The organism is Romboutsia sp. MSSM.1001216sp_RTP31141st1_G3_RTP31141_220114 (assembly GCF_039031195.1).
In the GTDB taxonomy this organism is placed as follows: Bacteria; Bacillota; Clostridia; order Peptostreptococcales; family Peptostreptococcaceae; genus Romboutsia_C; species Romboutsia_C hominis.
This window is the reverse complement of record NZ_JBCIUO010000007.1, coordinates 104,453-120,428: the sequence shown is the minus strand read 5'-3', so window position 1 is coordinate 120,428 and position 15,976 is coordinate 104,453. Positions and strand designations below refer to the sequence as shown.

The following is a 15,976-nucleotide window of genomic DNA, read 5'->3' as shown; positions in this document are numbered from 1 at the left end:
ATAATAAAAAAAGTCTAGGTGTAAAGATATTATCCTAGACTTAAGCATTCAACCGTACAATTAAAAATACGCTTAATCTAAAGATAGCACTCCACATATAAATGTGACAGTGTTATACATATTTTGCATAACCCCAATATATAAGTTTAAAGCTTCCCTTATATATTTCGGCATAGTTACCTTTTATTTTGCTTCTTCGTGCTTACCTCCACAAAACTACTATTTAACAATGCGACCTCTACCAATAGTTATATTCGATTTATTTGATAATAAAGATTATACCATAAATTAAAAAAAAATAAAGCATGAAATATTTAGGAATAAAAAATTTAAGAAAATTTTCACAATAATATGTAAAATAATAAGTCTTTAAAAACTACTTATTTTACTATAGAATAGTTATTAAATGTATGATTTAGAAAAATATAAATTTTATATAAATAGTTATACGAAAGGAAGTGAAAAATTTGGCTAAGGTTAAGTTTTATGCAGTAAGAAAAGGAAGAAACAATGGTATATATAATACATGGAATGAATGTAAGGAACAAATAAATGGTTTTTCAGGCGCTGAGTATAAAAGTTTTACTACGATAGAGGAAGCAAAATCATATATATATGGTGAAAGTGGTGTAAAAATACAAGAGGGAAAAGAACTTGTAAAAGCTTATGTTGATGGTAGTTATGAACATTCAATAAGAGAATATGGTTCAGGGGTAGTTATAATAAAAAATGAAGAAGTTATAAAAACTTATAGCAAAAAAGGAAATGATAAAGATTTAGTTGGAATGAGAAATGTCGCAGGTGAAATAGAAGCTGCAAAGATTGCGATGAATTATTGTATAGATAATAACATAAATAATTTGATTTTATATTTTGATTATGAAGGAATAGAAAAATGGTGCTTAGGATTATGGAAAACTAATAAAGAAGGAACTACTAAATATAAGAAATTTTATGATAATATAAAAGATAAGTTAAATGTTGAGTTTGTAAAAGTAAAAGCACATAGTGGCAATAAATATAACGATGAAGCTGATAAATTAGCTAAGAAAGCTATAGGAATATAAAAGTCTTGCAAAGTATTTTGCAAGACTTTATTTTTAACTTAATCCAAAATCCTCTAATTCAGCTAAAACAAAAGAAGGTCTATTTATACCATCATACATAGCTTTTGCCAAAATATTTGCCTGGTCATATGTCGATGTCCAAGAAAAAATGCCACCAAGACAATTATCTAATACATATAGAGCTTTTATATAAATAGAAAGGGTATCCTCATAAGACATTGAGAACTCTCCATCTTTTACTAGATAAGGTACTTTAGCATCTCTATCAAACATTACTGTATGACCATTTTTATTTATATAATCCCTTCTAAGTTGATCATATGATCTTGTAATTGCAGCTCCAAGTCTACCATAAAAAGGAACTCCAAGTAGTATTTTTTCACGAGGCATACCGGCATTTATTAAATTTTGTACCATAGAATCTACACTATATCCTCTTAAAGATAAATTAGAAGGATATAAATTAGCATGATGTTTCTTAGCATTTTCACCTGTTTCTCCAGCTGTAAAATCATAACTCATTAGATTAAAATAGTTTATTAAAGGAGCTATTTTAGATATTTCAGCACTTCTATTTATATAACCAATATCTCCAGTACCAGCAACACTTAACCACTTATTATCTCCTATAACATCCCTTAGAGCGGTTAGTAAAAGTGTAAAATTTTCTTTATCTTCAGGTCTAGATTTTATACCCGCACCACTACTTCCTGGATATTCCCAGTCAATATCAATACCATCTAAATTATATTGCTTTATAAGCTTATTTGCTTCTCTAGCAAATGCATATCTAGATGCAGGAGTTAAAGCAGCATCAGAAAAACCTTCAACTCCCCATCCACCAATGGCAGCAATAACTTTTAAAGTAGGCTTAATATTTTTAAGACTTATAAGTTGATTTAAATAATTAGGAGTAGGAACTCGTAATGTTCCATTTTCATTAATTTCTACGAATGCATAGATTACAGCATCAAGTAAATTAGGATCTACGTTTCCAGGATTACCAAATACATACTCCATAACTATTGGACTAACATCAGGACAACTTATAGCAGGCTGTTTATCTGGGTCTGTTATTTCAGGTCTTTGGCACTTTTTAGTATTTTTAGATTTTATAAATACATCTTTATTATGTTTTACATTAATAGTGGGTCTATCCTTATCAGGCATAAAGCAAAGATACCAGTCCATATACGCATATTCTTTCTCACAGTTTTTAATTTTATTTTTTAACTCTTTATAAGTTTTAGGAGATGGTGTTATGACTGGCATACCAGGAAACCAGTTAGCAGGAGTTACTACTTTATCTTTATCACTAGTTTGAAGTGCTTCTATAATTCTTAAAATCTCAGGAATATTTCTACCAGTTGTGAGAGGATAGTAAAGTATAGTTCTGAGTATTTGTTTATCATCTATTATAAAAACAGATCGTACTGTAGAAGTATTACTCATTTGTTCTGAAATCATACCGTATAGCTTAGCTACATATTTATCATTATCATCTATAACTGGAAAAGGAATATCAATACCTGTCATAGTAAATATATTATACATCCAAGCTAGATGAGACGCATTACTGTCAACACTTAGGCCTATTAATTCTGTGTTTCTTTTTTTAAATTCATTATGGTATTTAGCAAAGCATAGAAATTCTGTAGTGCATACTGGAGTAAAATCTCCAGGATGAGAAAATAAAACTACCCATTTACCATTATAATCAGATAATTTTATAGGCCCAAATGTTGTGTTAGCCTTAAAATCAGGAGCTTTCGATCCTAAACTTGGAAGGCATGGCATATATATCACCCCTTAATTAATAAAATATAACCTAATTATATTTTATTAATTAAGGGGTGATATTGTTACGAAGAAAATATAATTGTAAATACTTTTAGAAAAATAACTAATAAGAATTGCTATTTATGTGCATATTTGATATATTTAAAGATAGATAAATGTAAAGATTTGTTATTATACGGGGTGAGAATGTTGAAATCTATCCTAAGAAAGATAGAAAGTATATTTAAGGTTTTAGTTCTATCATCTATTATATCTTTTGTTATAACATTTGGACTTATACTGTTAAATGCTATTATGGGAGTGTTTATAGGGTTAGAATATTACTTTATGTTATTTACAGGATTAACTTTATGTTTAACAGTTATGTTAGTAGTTGTAGACTACAATAGAATATTTAAAAATAAAAAACATATACAAAAGACTAAAGTTAGCAAGAGTAAAAATATTAAAAGAGGAAATACAAAAGAAGTTGTTAAAGCAAAAAGAAAAATATCTTAATATTAAAATGATTTAAAAAGGCACAATAAAATAAACTATGGTGTCTTTTTTGCTTATTAATTATTATATCTATTTATAAATTATGCATAATTATTGAACTTATAGTAATAGGTTAAAAAGTAATGATACCACTTTACACGGTAGCAAAAAAGAACTTTTCGGTAATAGATAAAGTCACTTAAATAAAGTTAAAATTTTACTTAAGAAAATAAAATTTTAGTTATAAATATATAAAACCTATAATAAAAGATAATTAAGAACAATTATAGGAGAGGTTGCTTATGGAATACAATATATTTTCAGAAATGGTAACTGGTTATAAAAATATATTAAAAAAATCGAAATCTCAAGATTATTTAGATTTCGATTTTTTTGATAAAGGAATAGTTTTTGCTGTGTCTGATGGCCATAGTAATGATTTTTTCAAATATAGTGATAGAGGAGCTAAAATAGCTTGTAATATTGCAGTAGGCATGCTTAAAGATTTGGCAGATTTAGATACAAAAGATTTAGTTAATATGCTAGAAGAAAAAAAAATACAAATGGAAATTCAATCAAAATGGATGGATTTAGTTAAGTTAGATTTTGAAAGATTTCATCCATTAGTTTTTAAAACAGAATATATAAAATATTCTACAACATTAATAGCAGTGTTGGTAACTAATAGATTTAGGCTATATTTAAAAATAGGAGATGGAAATATTATAATAAAAGATGATACTGAGTTTAAAGAAGTATTAGAAACTAGAAAAAGTGATACAGTTGATTCTTTAGGAAGAATAGATTCATATAAAAATATTATGTATTATATAGATGATGAAATAAATAAATACAAAGAAAATATTATTATATTTACAGATGGATATGAGCAGTCTTTTGACAATAAAAATGAATTGTACAAAAGCCTTAATGATACAATATATATGTACAATAAGAGTGTATTTTCTAGGGAAGTTCTAAAAAGAACTTACAAACAGCGACTAAGTAAGTTAAGCAAGCAAAAAAGTCAGGATGATATAAGCATTGTGTTTTTAATATAAATAAAAAAATAAGTCAATATTATGTATTTAAAAAGTTTTATAGACATTATATTGACTTATTTTTATTTATAAACAATTAAAATACATATATTTACTAATAATATAAAATATGGTTAAAGATATACATATATGATATAATAAATAATGATATTTACATAAAAACTAAATAGGAAAGGAAACGATAATGAATTTTAAAGAATTATTTTATAAATGTGTAGATTTTATAGATATATATAAAAAAAATATAATCACAATTTCATTATCAGTATTAGGTGTAATAGTATTAGTTATAGTATTTTTCATAAGTAGTGATGAATTAAGCGTACAAAAAGAGGTTGATACATTATTGGAAAATATAGAAAATCGTAGATACAATATAGCTATTGACAATTACTCTAACTACGAAAAGAAATTTTCTGATTCTAAAATGAAGAGAATTGATAAAACATTATCTAAAAAGATAAATAAATTACTTCTTGAAAGTGGAGATAAATACGTAAATAAAGAAATTACAAAGGAACAATATGTAGGTATGATAAATACCATAAATGCAATAGAAAATATTGAGGTAGATGTAGGTCGTATAATAGAACAATCTCAAAGAGTATCTGATATGTATAAGGAAGAAAATACAGATTATGATACAGCTTTATCTTATATAAGTATGGCATCTACTCTAAATGGAATTTCAAATGAATTAGATGGATATAAAAGTAATATAGAACAAATACATGAATCTAGATTGGTGTATGAAAAAGCAAATGAAAACAAAGAAAACCACATGTATTATGAAGCAATACAAGATTATGATAAAGTACTAGACAAAGATGATAAATATTATAAAAAAGCACAAAAAGAAAAAGATGAATGTATAGACCTTATGTATGATGATTATATAGAAAAAGCTGATGAAAGTAACAAAGATGGAGACTATGAAAGTGCATTAAGATACATAGAGTATGTAAAAAAATATTATCCAGATGATGAAAATATACTAAATTTAGAGAAAAAGTATAAGGAAAAATTATCAATATACACATTATCAGCAGATGATATTATTAATTTAATATCTAAAAAAGGAAACATATCTAAAAATAGCCTATCTATAAATTCTTACTACCAAATGATAGATGGTGAAAAATATTATTGTGTTGAAGTGTTAGAGTATGGAATGTTAACCGATGAAATACTAGTAAATGCGAAAACAAAGGAAATATATTCATATAAGGATAGTAATAAAGATTACAAAAACACTTACTGTAATGGGTATTTTAGATATGATAATTCAGGAAAAGTACAATTTGCAATAAGTGAAGAAAAAGCTAAATTTATACTTCAAAATAAATTAGAAAAAAATGACGAAAAGTACAAAGAAATATATGAAGTATCTAAAAATAAAGCTGACAGATATGTAGAAGATGAAAAAGGATTAGAAAATATATTAAAGGGAAATGAAGGCTTATATTACTATGAAATTGTAAATAAAGGATTCTTTAGGCCTAAAGAAGCTTTTATGATAAATATGTATAGTGAAAAAGTTTATATAATTTCTCAAAAAGAGATTAAAGAATATTAAAAGTGTGTTTTTTAACACACTTTTTTTAAAATATTGAAATATAAAAGAGGATATATAAACCTTATAGCTAAGTAATAATATGTGAGAAAAATGGGAGATTGAGGAGAGTAAGACATGAAAGATGTAAAAAAATATGTATACGCTGCAACGGGTGTAATATTATTGGGGATAATCGTTTTTATAGGTTTTATAAGTTTTCAAATAAACGGAAATAAAATACTTAAAAACACATATGTTAACAGCATATCAATAGGAAATATGACAAGAGAAGAAGCTAAAGATGTACTAAATAAAAAATATGACATAAAACAAATATACATTTCATATTCAGATAAGTTATGGAAAATAAATAGTAAAGATATAGATTTAAAATATAGTTTAGACGAGACTATTAATGAGGCACTATCTATAAATAGAGAAGATTCTATGATAGATAATATTAAAAAAACTATAAAAGCAAATTTCGGAGCAAAAAATAACCTTGAGCTTAAAATAGACTATAATAAAGAGAAATTAATAAAATGCGTTAAAGATATATCTAAGGATATAAATATTGATATGGAAGATGCAAAATTAGATATAAATAACTCGAAAGTAGAGGTATTATCAGGACATAAAGGACAAGAAGTTGATGTAAATAAGAGTGTAGAAAATATAATTAGTCAACTTAAAAAAGGCAATAAAAAAGAAGATTTAGCAGTAAAAGTTACTAATCAGAATGTAAAAAAAGAGGATATACAACATATAGATACATTATTAGCTAGCTATTCTACCAAATTTGATTCATCAGTAGCTGGTAGAACAACTAATATAAGATTAGCAGCAAGTAGAACTAGTGATAAATTGCTAATGCCTGGTGAGACATTTTCATACAATGAAAATACTTTAATGAGAACTGTATCAAATGGTTATAAAAATGCACCAGTTATAGTACAAGGAGTAGTACAAGAAGGTGTAGGAGGTGGAGTTTGTCAGGTATCATCTACACTATATAATACGGTGTTATATTCAGGATTAGAAATTGTAGAACTTAAAAATCATTCTATACCATCTACATATGTAGCAAAAGGGAGAGATGCAACTGTAACTGATGGAGGAATAGACTTTGTATTTAAAAATAACTTAAAGCAGCCTATATATTTAAAAAATTATGTATCAGGAAATAGAGTTATATGTCAAATCTATGGTAGTAAATCAGATAAGCAAAATGTAGATATATTAACTAACATAGATGGAGTATCTCAAGCTCCTATAAAAAGAGTCGATGATCCAACTCTTCCAAAAGGGAAAGAAAAACAATTAGAAAAAGCAAGAAATGCATATACAGTATCAACTTACAGAGTATATAAGAACAGTAATGGAGAAGTGCTAAAAAAAGAAAAAGTATATACATCATATTATCCTAAAAAGCAAGGTGTTATCGCTGTTGGAACTATGGAGGTTAAAACACCAGAACAAAAACCTGTAAGACCAGAAAAACCAAATCAACAAGAACAAAAACCTGTACAACCAGAAGCTTTAACACCACCACCAGAACAAAATCCTAATCCAGACACACCAAGTGTATCTTAAGAAAGATTATAATATTAGTTAAAAAAAGATAGCCTATAACGTAGGTTATCTTTTTTTATAATAATTTGCCTAAAAATATGAAAATATGTATATCTTTGACTTGTAGTGTTAAATGTGTTATCTTAGAATATATATTTAAATTAGGAGGAGAATATGATTTTAGGTAAAATTATCAAAAAAGATATAAAGCAAATGCCTAGAAAAATTTTAGATATATCTTTAGTTGAAGATAACAAAAGTGATTTGACATTTTTTAATATAGATGAAGAAGAAACGAATGAGACATTAAAGGCATTAAAGCAAAGTTATGTAACTAATAACTATAAAGAAGAAACAATATTAAACTTACAAAATACACTAAAGAGTAATTCAGAAGATACTTCAAAAGAATTAAAGTTAGAATCATATAAAAGGTATAATAATGCACTTGATTTATCTTTAAAGGGATATTTAACTAGTGCTTATGAATTAATAGAAAAAGCTATAGAGATAAATCCAAAAGATGTAGATATACTTAATTTAAAAGGATTACTTACTCTATTAAAATGTGATTTTGCTAAGGCTTTTGAAAGTTTTTACACTGCTATGTGTTATGGTAACAATGAACTATCTAGAAAGTATGTAGATATGTTATCATCTGATGAATTTAAAGTATTCTTAGGTAGATATAATCACTCTATAAGATTTATTAATGAGGAGATGAATCAAGAATCAATACATATACTTGAAAATATGATAGATGATGACCCAGATTTAATAGAGCCATATATAATACTTTCTTTAATATATGATAAGATAGGTAACGTTAAAAAGAGAGAACATTATCTAAGTAGATTAAGAGAAGTAGATAAAGATAATCCTTTGTTTGAAAATAAGAAGGAAGATAAAGAAGAGAAAAAAGAAGATATTAAGCCTAAGAAAAAGTCTAAGAATAGTAAGCCATTTTTAATATTTGGAGTATGTTTACTTTTGGCATTAGGTGCATATCATATGTATAGCAAAAATAAAATTGATAAATTAAATGAGAAATTAAGTAATCACGAGCAAGAACTAGATAAAGCTGATAAAAAACTAAATGAAAAAGAACAAGAAATAAAAGAGAAAGAAAAAGAATTAGATAATGCAAAAAGCGAAAATAAAAAAGAAGATACACAAGTTATAGTTTCTGATGAGGAAACTTTATATAATAAAGCAGTTGATGAGTCTAAGGATAAAAATTATAAAGAGGCTATAAAAAACTTCGAATATATTGTATCTCAAGGAAAAAGTAAGAAATATATATCAGAAGCTGTATACCAGTTAGCATTATTAAATGAAAAGATAGGTAATGATGATGAAGCTGTAAAATATTATAAAAAATATATAAATACTTATACAAAGAATGATCAATATTATGATGATGCATTTTACCAATTAGGAATGCTTTATTATAAAATGGGTGACTTAAAAGATGCAAAAAACACATTCTATGGGCTAAAAAATGAAGTACCAGATAGTATGTATAACAATTCAAAAGTTAATGATATATTAAAAGAAAAATAAAAACTACCAATAGGTAGTTTTATTTTTTATTATCTTACAAATCACAATCATATATAATACTACCTTTAAATAAACTTATAGAAGGGGATATTAAGTTTTAGCGAGGAGGATAAGTATGGATAATAAAGAGCTTTTTCTCCCGATACTTAGGGATGGAAAATATGGATTTGTAGATAAAGAAGGCAATGTTATTGTAAGGCCTAAATTCAAGTATGTATCAGAGCGACTAAAAGATGGATATAGTGTCATTACATATATAAAAAAAATAAGAGGAATCAATAGGTGGATATTTGGGTATATAGATAAATTAGGAAATACTAAAGTCTATTTACACATAGATAGTATATCTGATTTTAATGAAGGATTATCTAGAGCCAAAGCCTACAATAAATATGGATATTTAGATAAAAATTTAGATTTAGCCATAGATTTTAAATATGAATGTGCGGGTGATTTTAGTGAAGGTTTAGCTAATATAAAAATAAATAAGAGGTGGGGGTATATAAACTCTAATGGAGAAGTGATTATAGCTCCAAAATATACTTATGCAAATCAATTTAAAGATAATACTTCATTAGTAGAATATAAAAATAAGTATGGCTATATAAATAGAAAAGGGGAGTTTATAATAAAACCTACATATGAAATAGCAACAGACTTTAGTGAAGGATTAGCAGCTGTTAGAAATAATAATAAATGGGGGTATATAGATAAATATGGGAAATTAAAGATTGATTTTAAGTTTGATAAAGCAAAGCCATTTAGCGAAGGATTAGCAGCTGTATGTATAAATGAAAAATGGGGATATATAAACAAAAATGGTGATGTAGTTATAGATGCTATATTTGACTATGCTTGTAGCTTTAAAGAAGGGTTAGGTAGGTTTAATATAGATACTAACTCACTTATAAGAGGAATAAATAATAATAAATGTGGGAAATGGGGATTTATAAATAAAAGTGGTGAGATAGAGATACTTCCAATATATGAATCTCTATCTGATTTTAAAGATGGATACTCTGAAATAATAAATGGAAAAAATAACAATTATATAGATAAGTATGGAAAATTACTACTATAAATTTGAAAATATCTAAAAATATGATAAAGTATTATACGGGGGGAGTATTGTAACTCCCTTTACAATTTCATTAAAGATTTAGTCAGAATTAAAGGAGGCAAAAATGAAATTATTTAATCAATTAGTATTAATACTAGGTGTATGGGCTTTAGGTGAGTACATAAGCTCATTCATACAAAATATAGTAATTGTACCGGGTAGTATAGTTGGTATGATATTACTATTTATACTTTTAAAAGCCAATATAATAAAAGTGGACAAGCTTGAAGATATAGGTAATCTATTGCTAGATAATATGGCTTTATTTTTCATACCGGCAGGGGTTTCACTTATAAGATCGTTAGGTCTTATTGAAAAAAATGTATTTGTATTACTAATAACTATATTTTTTAGTACTATTTTAGTTATGTACATAACTGGAATAGTAGTAGAAAAGATGATTAAAAATAAAGTTAAGGAGAATTAGTCATGTATAATGTTTTAAACACACCTATATTTGGGATAGTAATAACTATAATATTTTTTAACATAGGACTTTATATACAAAGGAAAACTAAAAGTGCTTTAATGAATCCACTTTTAATTGCAATAGTTGGAATTATATTACTTTTAAATATAACTAAGATACCATATGAAAGTTATAAAAAAGGTGCAGATAGTATAAATTACTTTTTAGGTCCTGTAACGGTTATATTAGCAGTACCATTATATAAGCAATTTGACTTATTTAAAAAACATATACTAGAAATATTAGTAGGTATAACTACAGGTGTAGTAGTATCATTTATTTCTATAAAGATAATAGCTGGTTTTACAGATGCAGATATTAGTATAATAAATTCTTTAATACCTAAATCTATAACGACACCTATGGGATTATCTCTTACTAATACTATAAATGGTATAGAGTCTATAACTGTAGTGGCAATAATATTTACAGGTATACTTGGTGCTATAATGGCAGAGCTTGTATTTAAGCTTGGAAGAATAAAACATCCTGTAGCAAAAGGAATAGCACTTGGAACATCAGCACATGCACTTGGAACATCAAAGGCTTTAGAATTAGGAGAAATAGAAGGTGCTATGAGTGGATTATCTATAGGTATATCTGGGATAATTACAGTCATATTAATACCTATAATAATCAATATGATATAAAAAGTTTTTTCTTATAAATGAAAATATATATACTAAAATATCAAAAAATGAAGGTTAAAATAAAATATTTTCAAATTAAAAGTATATATTACACAATAAAAGGCAAGGAACAAAATATGTTTCTTGCCTTTTATTGTGAATTAAATTGTTCAGTATTTATATATTATGCAAGAAATTATTCGTTTAAATCTTTTATTGCTAAATAATTTTATAATTATTCAAAAGTTAAAAAAAAGTAAAATAGGTAAAAAAAAATTAACTAGACATATTAAAAAAAAATAATATAATATATCATGTGCAATGAATAAAGAGAAGCATAATTTAAATTACCTATTGATTTATTAGGTGATTTGTTTAGGTCGAATTGAAGGGAGAACAAAATGAGCAAAGTTAACACCACTTTAGAAGATAATGCTTTTTTAAGATATTTAGTGGTAATAGGTGGAATGCTTGTAGCATGTATAGGTGTCAATGGTTTTTTAAGACCAGCGCATCTATTAAGTGGGGGAGTACCAGGTGCCTCTACAGCTATAAATTACTTAACTGGAATAAACATAGGTCTTTTAACATTTTTAATAAATATACCTATATTTATATTAGGGTTTATATACTTAGAAAAAGAATTTTGTATATCTAGCTTAATAAACATGATGATATTTTCTTTTTTACTAGGTATAACTCAAGATATAGCTCAATATATACCTATAAATGATGTATTACTTCAAAGTGTTTATGGAGGGATATTATCAGGAATTGGAAGTGGTATTGTATTTAGAACAAAATCATCACAAGGTGGTACAGATATATTAGCTGCAATATTGAAATTTAAGAAAAATATTCCCATGAAAGATACAACACTATCTATAAATATACTAATAGTATCTATAGGTGGAGTATTATTTGGAATGGATTTAGCATTATACACATTAATAGGTATGTTTATAAGTGCATACTGTATGAACTTTGTAAAAGATGCTATGAATTATCAAAAGTCAGTTATGGTTGTATCTAGAGAAAGCAATAGTATAGCAAAAGAGATAATGAGTGAACTTCATAGAGGTGTAACTTTCTTAGAAGCTGAAGGTGCATATACTCATGAGAAGAAAAAACTTATATATTGTATAGTATCATCAAATGAGATACCTAAAATAAAGGAAATTGCTTTAAAATACGATAAAAAATCATTTATATCTGTAAATGATGTAAGTGAGGTTAAGGGTAGAGGATTTAAAGAAAAGTACTTATAAAATTAAAAATAAATATAACTAAAATATAGATGAGATTGATTAAATATACTTAACTCTACAGTTAAATATATAAACGTATTTGGATTTGGTGAATTAGAATGGCACAAATTAGTTATAAAAAAGGGGTATATCAAATAGATATATCCTTTTTTAATGACATAAATTTATTAACATATCTTATTTCATGTAAATCTATTATATTTAAAAATATATAGAAAAGTATATAATTTATAATATATAATAAGTTTAGACTATAATAAATTTAGATTTGATAGGAGAAACATAATATGAGTTTATCTAATGAATATTTTGATATATATAATCAGTATGTAAAGTTTATAAATAATATAAAAAGAGAAGTTAAATTTATACAAAAGTTAAAGACAAAGAAAAAAGAAGTTGCTACTGAAGAAGAAGTTAAAGCAATAGAAGAAAAGAATACAATTGAAAGTGATATAAAACAAAGAAGACCAGCTAGTAAAGTATACAATTTTTCAAATGGAGATGTATATATAGGAACAGTTATAGATGGCAAGATGAGTGGAAAAGGAATATACACATTTTTAGAAGGAATAGAATATAGTGGTGAGTTTAAAGATAATATGAAAGATGGAAATGGAGAATGCATATTTACAAATGGAAATATGTATATAGGTGAGTTTAAAGAAGATTTAATGAGCGGAATAGGAAAAATGGTATATAGTAATGGTAATGAATATATAGGTGAGTGGTGTAGTGGGAAAAGACATGGTGTAGGAGTATATACATGGAGTGATGGATGTATATATTTTGGAGAGTTTAAATACAATAAAATGGAGGGTATTGGCGAGTGCTATGATCATGAAAAAGAACTTATATATAAAGGAGAATGGAAAAATAATTTAGCTCATGGTAAAGGAACCTATATATGGCCAAATGGAAAAAGATATGAAGGTGAATTTGCACATGGGAAAAAGCATGGTGTTGGAATATTTTATATAGATGATGAATTGGTATATGAAGGCACTTGGAAATTTGATAAACCATCAATATGTAATAGAACACTGGATGAAATATTTTCTTATATAAAATAACCTGCGTTATTTAACGCTAGGTTATTTTTTTATTAAAATTATCACATATAGTATATATTATGTATGATAATTTTAAAGATGTCTATCATCCTAATATAAACTGTATGGGAGAGTGATACATTGAAAAGTATATTATTAATAGGAGGAGTAATAACAAGCTTATTACTTTTTAATTTAAATATAGATAATAGCAAAAAAGAGATAGATGCAAATAATAATGTTAATAATAAGTCTATAAATATTAGTAATACAAAAGACATTTATAATATAAAAATTGGAGAGCGTAAAGAAAAATTATTATCGTTATTTGGTCAACCAGATAGAATAGATGAAAGTGAATATGGATTTAATTGGTATATATATAATAATGATTATAATAATTTTTTTATGGTAGGTATTGAAGATGAAGTTGTCAAAGGAATATATAGTAATTCATTAAATTCATGTGAAACAGAAAATATAAATATAGGTGATAAAAGAGATGATGTAAGGAAGTTGTATACACCTATAGAATATAAGAAAAAAGGAAATATTAAATATATTATTAATTCAGAAGGTCAATATGACATAATAGAGATAAATAATAAATATATAACATTCTTTTATGATATACATGATGAATATAAAATATGTTCATATCAAGTTATAGATTCTAAAAATGAAAGTGATACGAAATCTATATATGCAAGCCCAAGCGAAAAATTAAAAAAGAGTTTTGAACTGCAAGTTATAGATTTAACTAATAGCGTGAGAGCAAAAAATGGATTAAATAAGTTAAAATACAGTGAAATGGCTACTACAAGTTCAAAAAAACATAGCTTAGATATGGTAGATAAAAACTACTTTGATCATATTAATAAAGAAAATGAAACACCTTTTGATAGGATGAATGAAGAAGGTATTAAATATATAAGTGCAGGAGAAAATATTGCAGCAGGTCAAACTAGTGCAATATATGCTCATGAAGCATTAATGAATTCTAAAGGACATAGAAAAAATATTTTAGGTAATTATAATAGTATAGGAGTAGGAGTTGAATTTGGAGGAGATTATAATATTTATTACACTCAAAACTTTTATAGATAATATAATCTGAAAGGAAGACATAATATGAAGCATAGCATAATAAAAGTTATGACAATAGCAATAAGTATAATGCTAATTGCTAGTTTAAAAAATCCAGTAAGTTGTAATGATAAAGTATTTATAAAAAATGGTTCAAGAGATAAAAAATTAATAGCGCTTACTTTTGATGACGGTCCACATCCAAAAGAAACCAATGAAGTGTTAGATGTATTAAAAAAATATAATGTTAAAGCAACATTCTTTGTAGCAGGAAAACATGTTAATTGGTATCCAAAGCCTATTATTAGAGCTAAAGAAGAAGGTCATGAGATTGGAAATCATACATTTAATCATCCAGATATAAGTAATTTAAGTCAACAACAATTAGAAGATGAAATAGTAAAATGTGAAAAAATAATTAAAGAGGTTGTAGGGGTAAAGCCTACTTTATTTAGGCCACCATACGGAAGTTATAATCAAAAAACTTTAGGTCAAATAGCAAGTAAATATAAATATAAAATAGTACTTTGGACAACTGTTGACGCAAGAGATTGGCAAAATCCTAAAGCATATAAAATAGCAGATACAATAATAAACAATGTAAAAAATGGAGATATAGTATTACTACATGATTACGCAACTAATAACACTGTAGAAGCTCTAGATATACTAATACCTAAGATGATAGAAAAAGGATATAAATTTGTAACTGTATCAGAAATGATAGAAAATAGCTAATATATATGAAATAATAATATATAGCAATAATTTATAATATATACACTTTACTATTAAGATATATCTAAAAAATAATTTAAAAATAATGTAAAAATAATAAAAAAACGAAACAATTGACTAAAGAGATAATATACATATATTAAAGACTATCTTGAAAAGGATTGATTTAATATATGTATAATAAAATATATGAAAAAAAAGGTTTTATAATATTTCAAGTAAAAGAAGGATATGTTGTATATAATACTAAAAAGGATTTTCAAGAAGGTCACACACATTTGAAACATTTTGAAGCAGCAAAAACGGCAATAGATTTGGTTATAAATAAAAAAATACCTAAAAGCACAGATGTATATTATTTATCTAGTCTTGTTAGAATTTCAGATGACGATGATTATATAAATCATATTAAAGAATTAATAGAGGCTAGAAAACAAAAAGGTAAAAAAGAAAAATATTATAATAGTGGATATAAAGTAGTAAAGAGAAGTTTATAGCTTCTCTTTTTTTATATAAATA

The 15,976-nt window shown here is 25.7% G+C and carries 15 protein-coding genes and 1 riboswitch; of the genes, 14 read left to right on the top strand and 1 reads right to left on the bottom strand.

What is annotated here, in order from left to right; translation table 11 throughout:
* Positions 1 to 76 precede the first annotated feature (76 nt).
* Positions 77 to 249, bottom strand: a riboswitch (Lysine riboswitch).
* A gap of 218 nt (positions 250 to 467) precedes the next feature.
* The gene (locus ABCP60_RS11395; protein ID WP_092924900.1) at positions 468 to 1,067 is read left to right on the top strand and encodes a ribonuclease H family protein; all 600 of its coding nucleotides are present in this window, start codon (positions 468 to 470) and stop codon (positions 1,065 to 1,067) included.
* A gap of 33 nt (positions 1,068 to 1,100) precedes the next feature.
* On the opposite strand, the gene ABCP60_RS11390 is transcribed toward ABCP60_RS11395, so the two are convergent.
* Complete coding sequence (locus ABCP60_RS11390; protein WP_092924903.1) at positions 1,101 to 2,864, bottom strand: peroxiredoxin; 1,764 nt, start codon at positions 2,862 to 2,864, stop codon at positions 1,101 to 1,103.
* 189 nt (positions 2,865 to 3,053) lie between these two features.
* Here ABCP60_RS11390 and ABCP60_RS11385 point away from each other — a divergent pair, with 189 nt between their 5' ends.
* The 13 genes from ABCP60_RS11385 (at position 3,054) to ABCP60_RS11325 (ending at position 15,954) form a co-directional block, all read left to right on the top strand.
* Positions 3,054 to 3,365, top strand: coding sequence for a hypothetical protein (locus ABCP60_RS11385; RefSeq protein WP_141664380.1), 312 nt, complete (start codon positions 3,054 to 3,056; stop codon positions 3,363 to 3,365).
* 281 nt (positions 3,366 to 3,646) lie between these two features.
* Positions 3,647 to 4,405 (top strand): protein phosphatase 2C domain-containing protein, encoded by a 759-nt coding sequence (locus ABCP60_RS11380; protein ID WP_092924907.1) that lies wholly within the window; start codon positions 3,647 to 3,649, stop codon positions 4,403 to 4,405.
* Positions 4,406 to 4,589: 184 nt separating this feature from the next.
* A complete protein-coding gene (locus ABCP60_RS11375; RefSeq protein ID WP_166505733.1) occupies positions 4,590 to 5,981 on the top strand; it encodes a UbiD family decarboxylase in 1,392 nt (463 codons plus the stop codon).
* A gap of 114 nt (positions 5,982 to 6,095) precedes the next feature.
* The gene (locus tag ABCP60_RS11370) at positions 6,096 to 7,553 is read left to right on the top strand and encodes a VanW family protein (protein ID WP_195928698.1); all 1,458 of its coding nucleotides are present in this window, start codon (positions 6,096 to 6,098) and stop codon (positions 7,551 to 7,553) included.
* Positions 7,554 to 7,706: 153 nt separating this feature from the next.
* A complete protein-coding gene (locus tag ABCP60_RS11365; protein WP_243240000.1) occupies positions 7,707 to 9,095 on the top strand; it encodes a tetratricopeptide repeat protein in 1,389 nt (462 codons plus the stop codon).
* A 115-nt stretch (positions 9,096 to 9,210) separates the two neighbouring features.
* The gene (locus ABCP60_RS11360; RefSeq protein ID WP_195581251.1) at positions 9,211 to 10,176 is read left to right on the top strand and encodes a WG repeat-containing protein; all 966 of its coding nucleotides are present in this window, start codon (positions 9,211 to 9,213) and stop codon (positions 10,174 to 10,176) included.
* 103 nt (positions 10,177 to 10,279) lie between these two features.
* Positions 10,280 to 10,642 carry a CidA/LrgA family protein gene (locus tag ABCP60_RS11355; protein ID WP_092924914.1) on the top strand — a complete coding sequence of 121 codons (363 nt, stop codon included), beginning with the start codon at positions 10,280 to 10,282 and terminating at the stop codon, positions 10,640 to 10,642.
* A 2-nt stretch (positions 10,643 to 10,644) separates the two neighbouring features.
* A complete protein-coding gene (locus ABCP60_RS11350; RefSeq protein ID WP_343101785.1) occupies positions 10,645 to 11,334 on the top strand; it encodes an LrgB family protein in 690 nt (229 codons plus the stop codon).
* Between the two features lie 380 nt (positions 11,335 to 11,714).
* Positions 11,715 to 12,581 carry a YitT family protein gene (locus tag ABCP60_RS11345; RefSeq protein WP_092924918.1) on the top strand — a complete coding sequence of 289 codons (867 nt, stop codon included), beginning with the start codon at positions 11,715 to 11,717 and terminating at the stop codon, positions 12,579 to 12,581.
* A 287-nt stretch (positions 12,582 to 12,868) separates the two neighbouring features.
* Entirely contained in the window at positions 12,869 to 13,654 is a 786-nt protein-coding gene (locus tag ABCP60_RS11340) for a hypothetical protein (protein ID WP_343101784.1), read from the top strand.
* A gap of 120 nt (positions 13,655 to 13,774) precedes the next feature.
* On the top strand, positions 13,775 to 14,740 hold the full coding sequence (locus ABCP60_RS11335) for a CAP-associated domain-containing protein (RefSeq protein ID WP_343101783.1): 966 nt from the start codon (positions 13,775 to 13,777) through the stop codon (positions 14,738 to 14,740).
* Between the two features lie 24 nt (positions 14,741 to 14,764).
* Positions 14,765 to 15,457, top strand: a complete 693-nt coding sequence (locus tag ABCP60_RS11330; protein ID WP_092924924.1) for a polysaccharide deacetylase family protein — start codon at positions 14,765 to 14,767, stop codon at positions 15,455 to 15,457.
* A gap of 173 nt (positions 15,458 to 15,630) precedes the next feature.
* The gene (locus tag ABCP60_RS11325) at positions 15,631 to 15,954 is read left to right on the top strand and encodes a hypothetical protein (RefSeq protein WP_092924926.1); all 324 of its coding nucleotides are present in this window, start codon (positions 15,631 to 15,633) and stop codon (positions 15,952 to 15,954) included.
* Positions 15,955 to 15,976: the final 22 nt, after the last annotated feature.

Excerpts from the sequence above, each read along its gene's own strand:
- ABCP60_RS11340 (WP_343101784.1), top strand. The coding sequence starts at position 12,869 with ATGAGTTTATCTAATGAATATTTTGATATATATAATCAGTATGTAAAG.
- ABCP60_RS11330 (WP_092924924.1), top strand. The coding sequence starts at position 14,765 with ATGAAGCATAGCATAATAAAAGTTATGACAATAGCAATAAGTATAATG.
- ABCP60_RS11370 (WP_195928698.1), top strand. The coding sequence starts at position 6,096 with ATGAAAGATGTAAAAAAATATGTATACGCTGCAACGGGTGTAATATTA.
- ABCP60_RS11355 (WP_092924914.1), top strand. The coding sequence starts at position 10,280 with ATGAAATTATTTAATCAATTAGTATTAATACTAGGTGTATGGGCTTTA.
- ABCP60_RS11325 (WP_092924926.1), top strand. The coding sequence starts at position 15,631 with ATGTATAATAAAATATATGAAAAAAAAGGTTTTATAATATTTCAAGTA.
- ABCP60_RS11375 (WP_166505733.1), top strand. The coding sequence starts at position 4,590 with ATGAATTTTAAAGAATTATTTTATAAATGTGTAGATTTTATAGATATA.
- ABCP60_RS11365 (WP_243240000.1), top strand. The coding sequence starts at position 7,707 with ATGATTTTAGGTAAAATTATCAAAAAAGATATAAAGCAAATGCCTAGA.
- ABCP60_RS11360 (WP_195581251.1), top strand. The coding sequence starts at position 9,211 with ATGGATAATAAAGAGCTTTTTCTCCCGATACTTAGGGATGGAAAATAT.
- ABCP60_RS11390 (WP_092924903.1), bottom strand. The coding sequence starts at position 2,864 with ATGCCATGCCTTCCAAGTTTAGGATCGAAAGCTCCTGATTTTAAGGCT.
- ABCP60_RS11385 (WP_141664380.1), top strand. The coding sequence starts at position 3,054 with ATGTTGAAATCTATCCTAAGAAAGATAGAAAGTATATTTAAGGTTTTA.
- ABCP60_RS11380 (WP_092924907.1), top strand. The coding sequence starts at position 3,647 with ATGGAATACAATATATTTTCAGAAATGGTAACTGGTTATAAAAATATA.
- ABCP60_RS11350 (WP_343101785.1), top strand. The coding sequence starts at position 10,645 with ATGTATAATGTTTTAAACACACCTATATTTGGGATAGTAATAACTATA.
- ABCP60_RS11345 (WP_092924918.1), top strand. The coding sequence starts at position 11,715 with ATGAGCAAAGTTAACACCACTTTAGAAGATAATGCTTTTTTAAGATAT.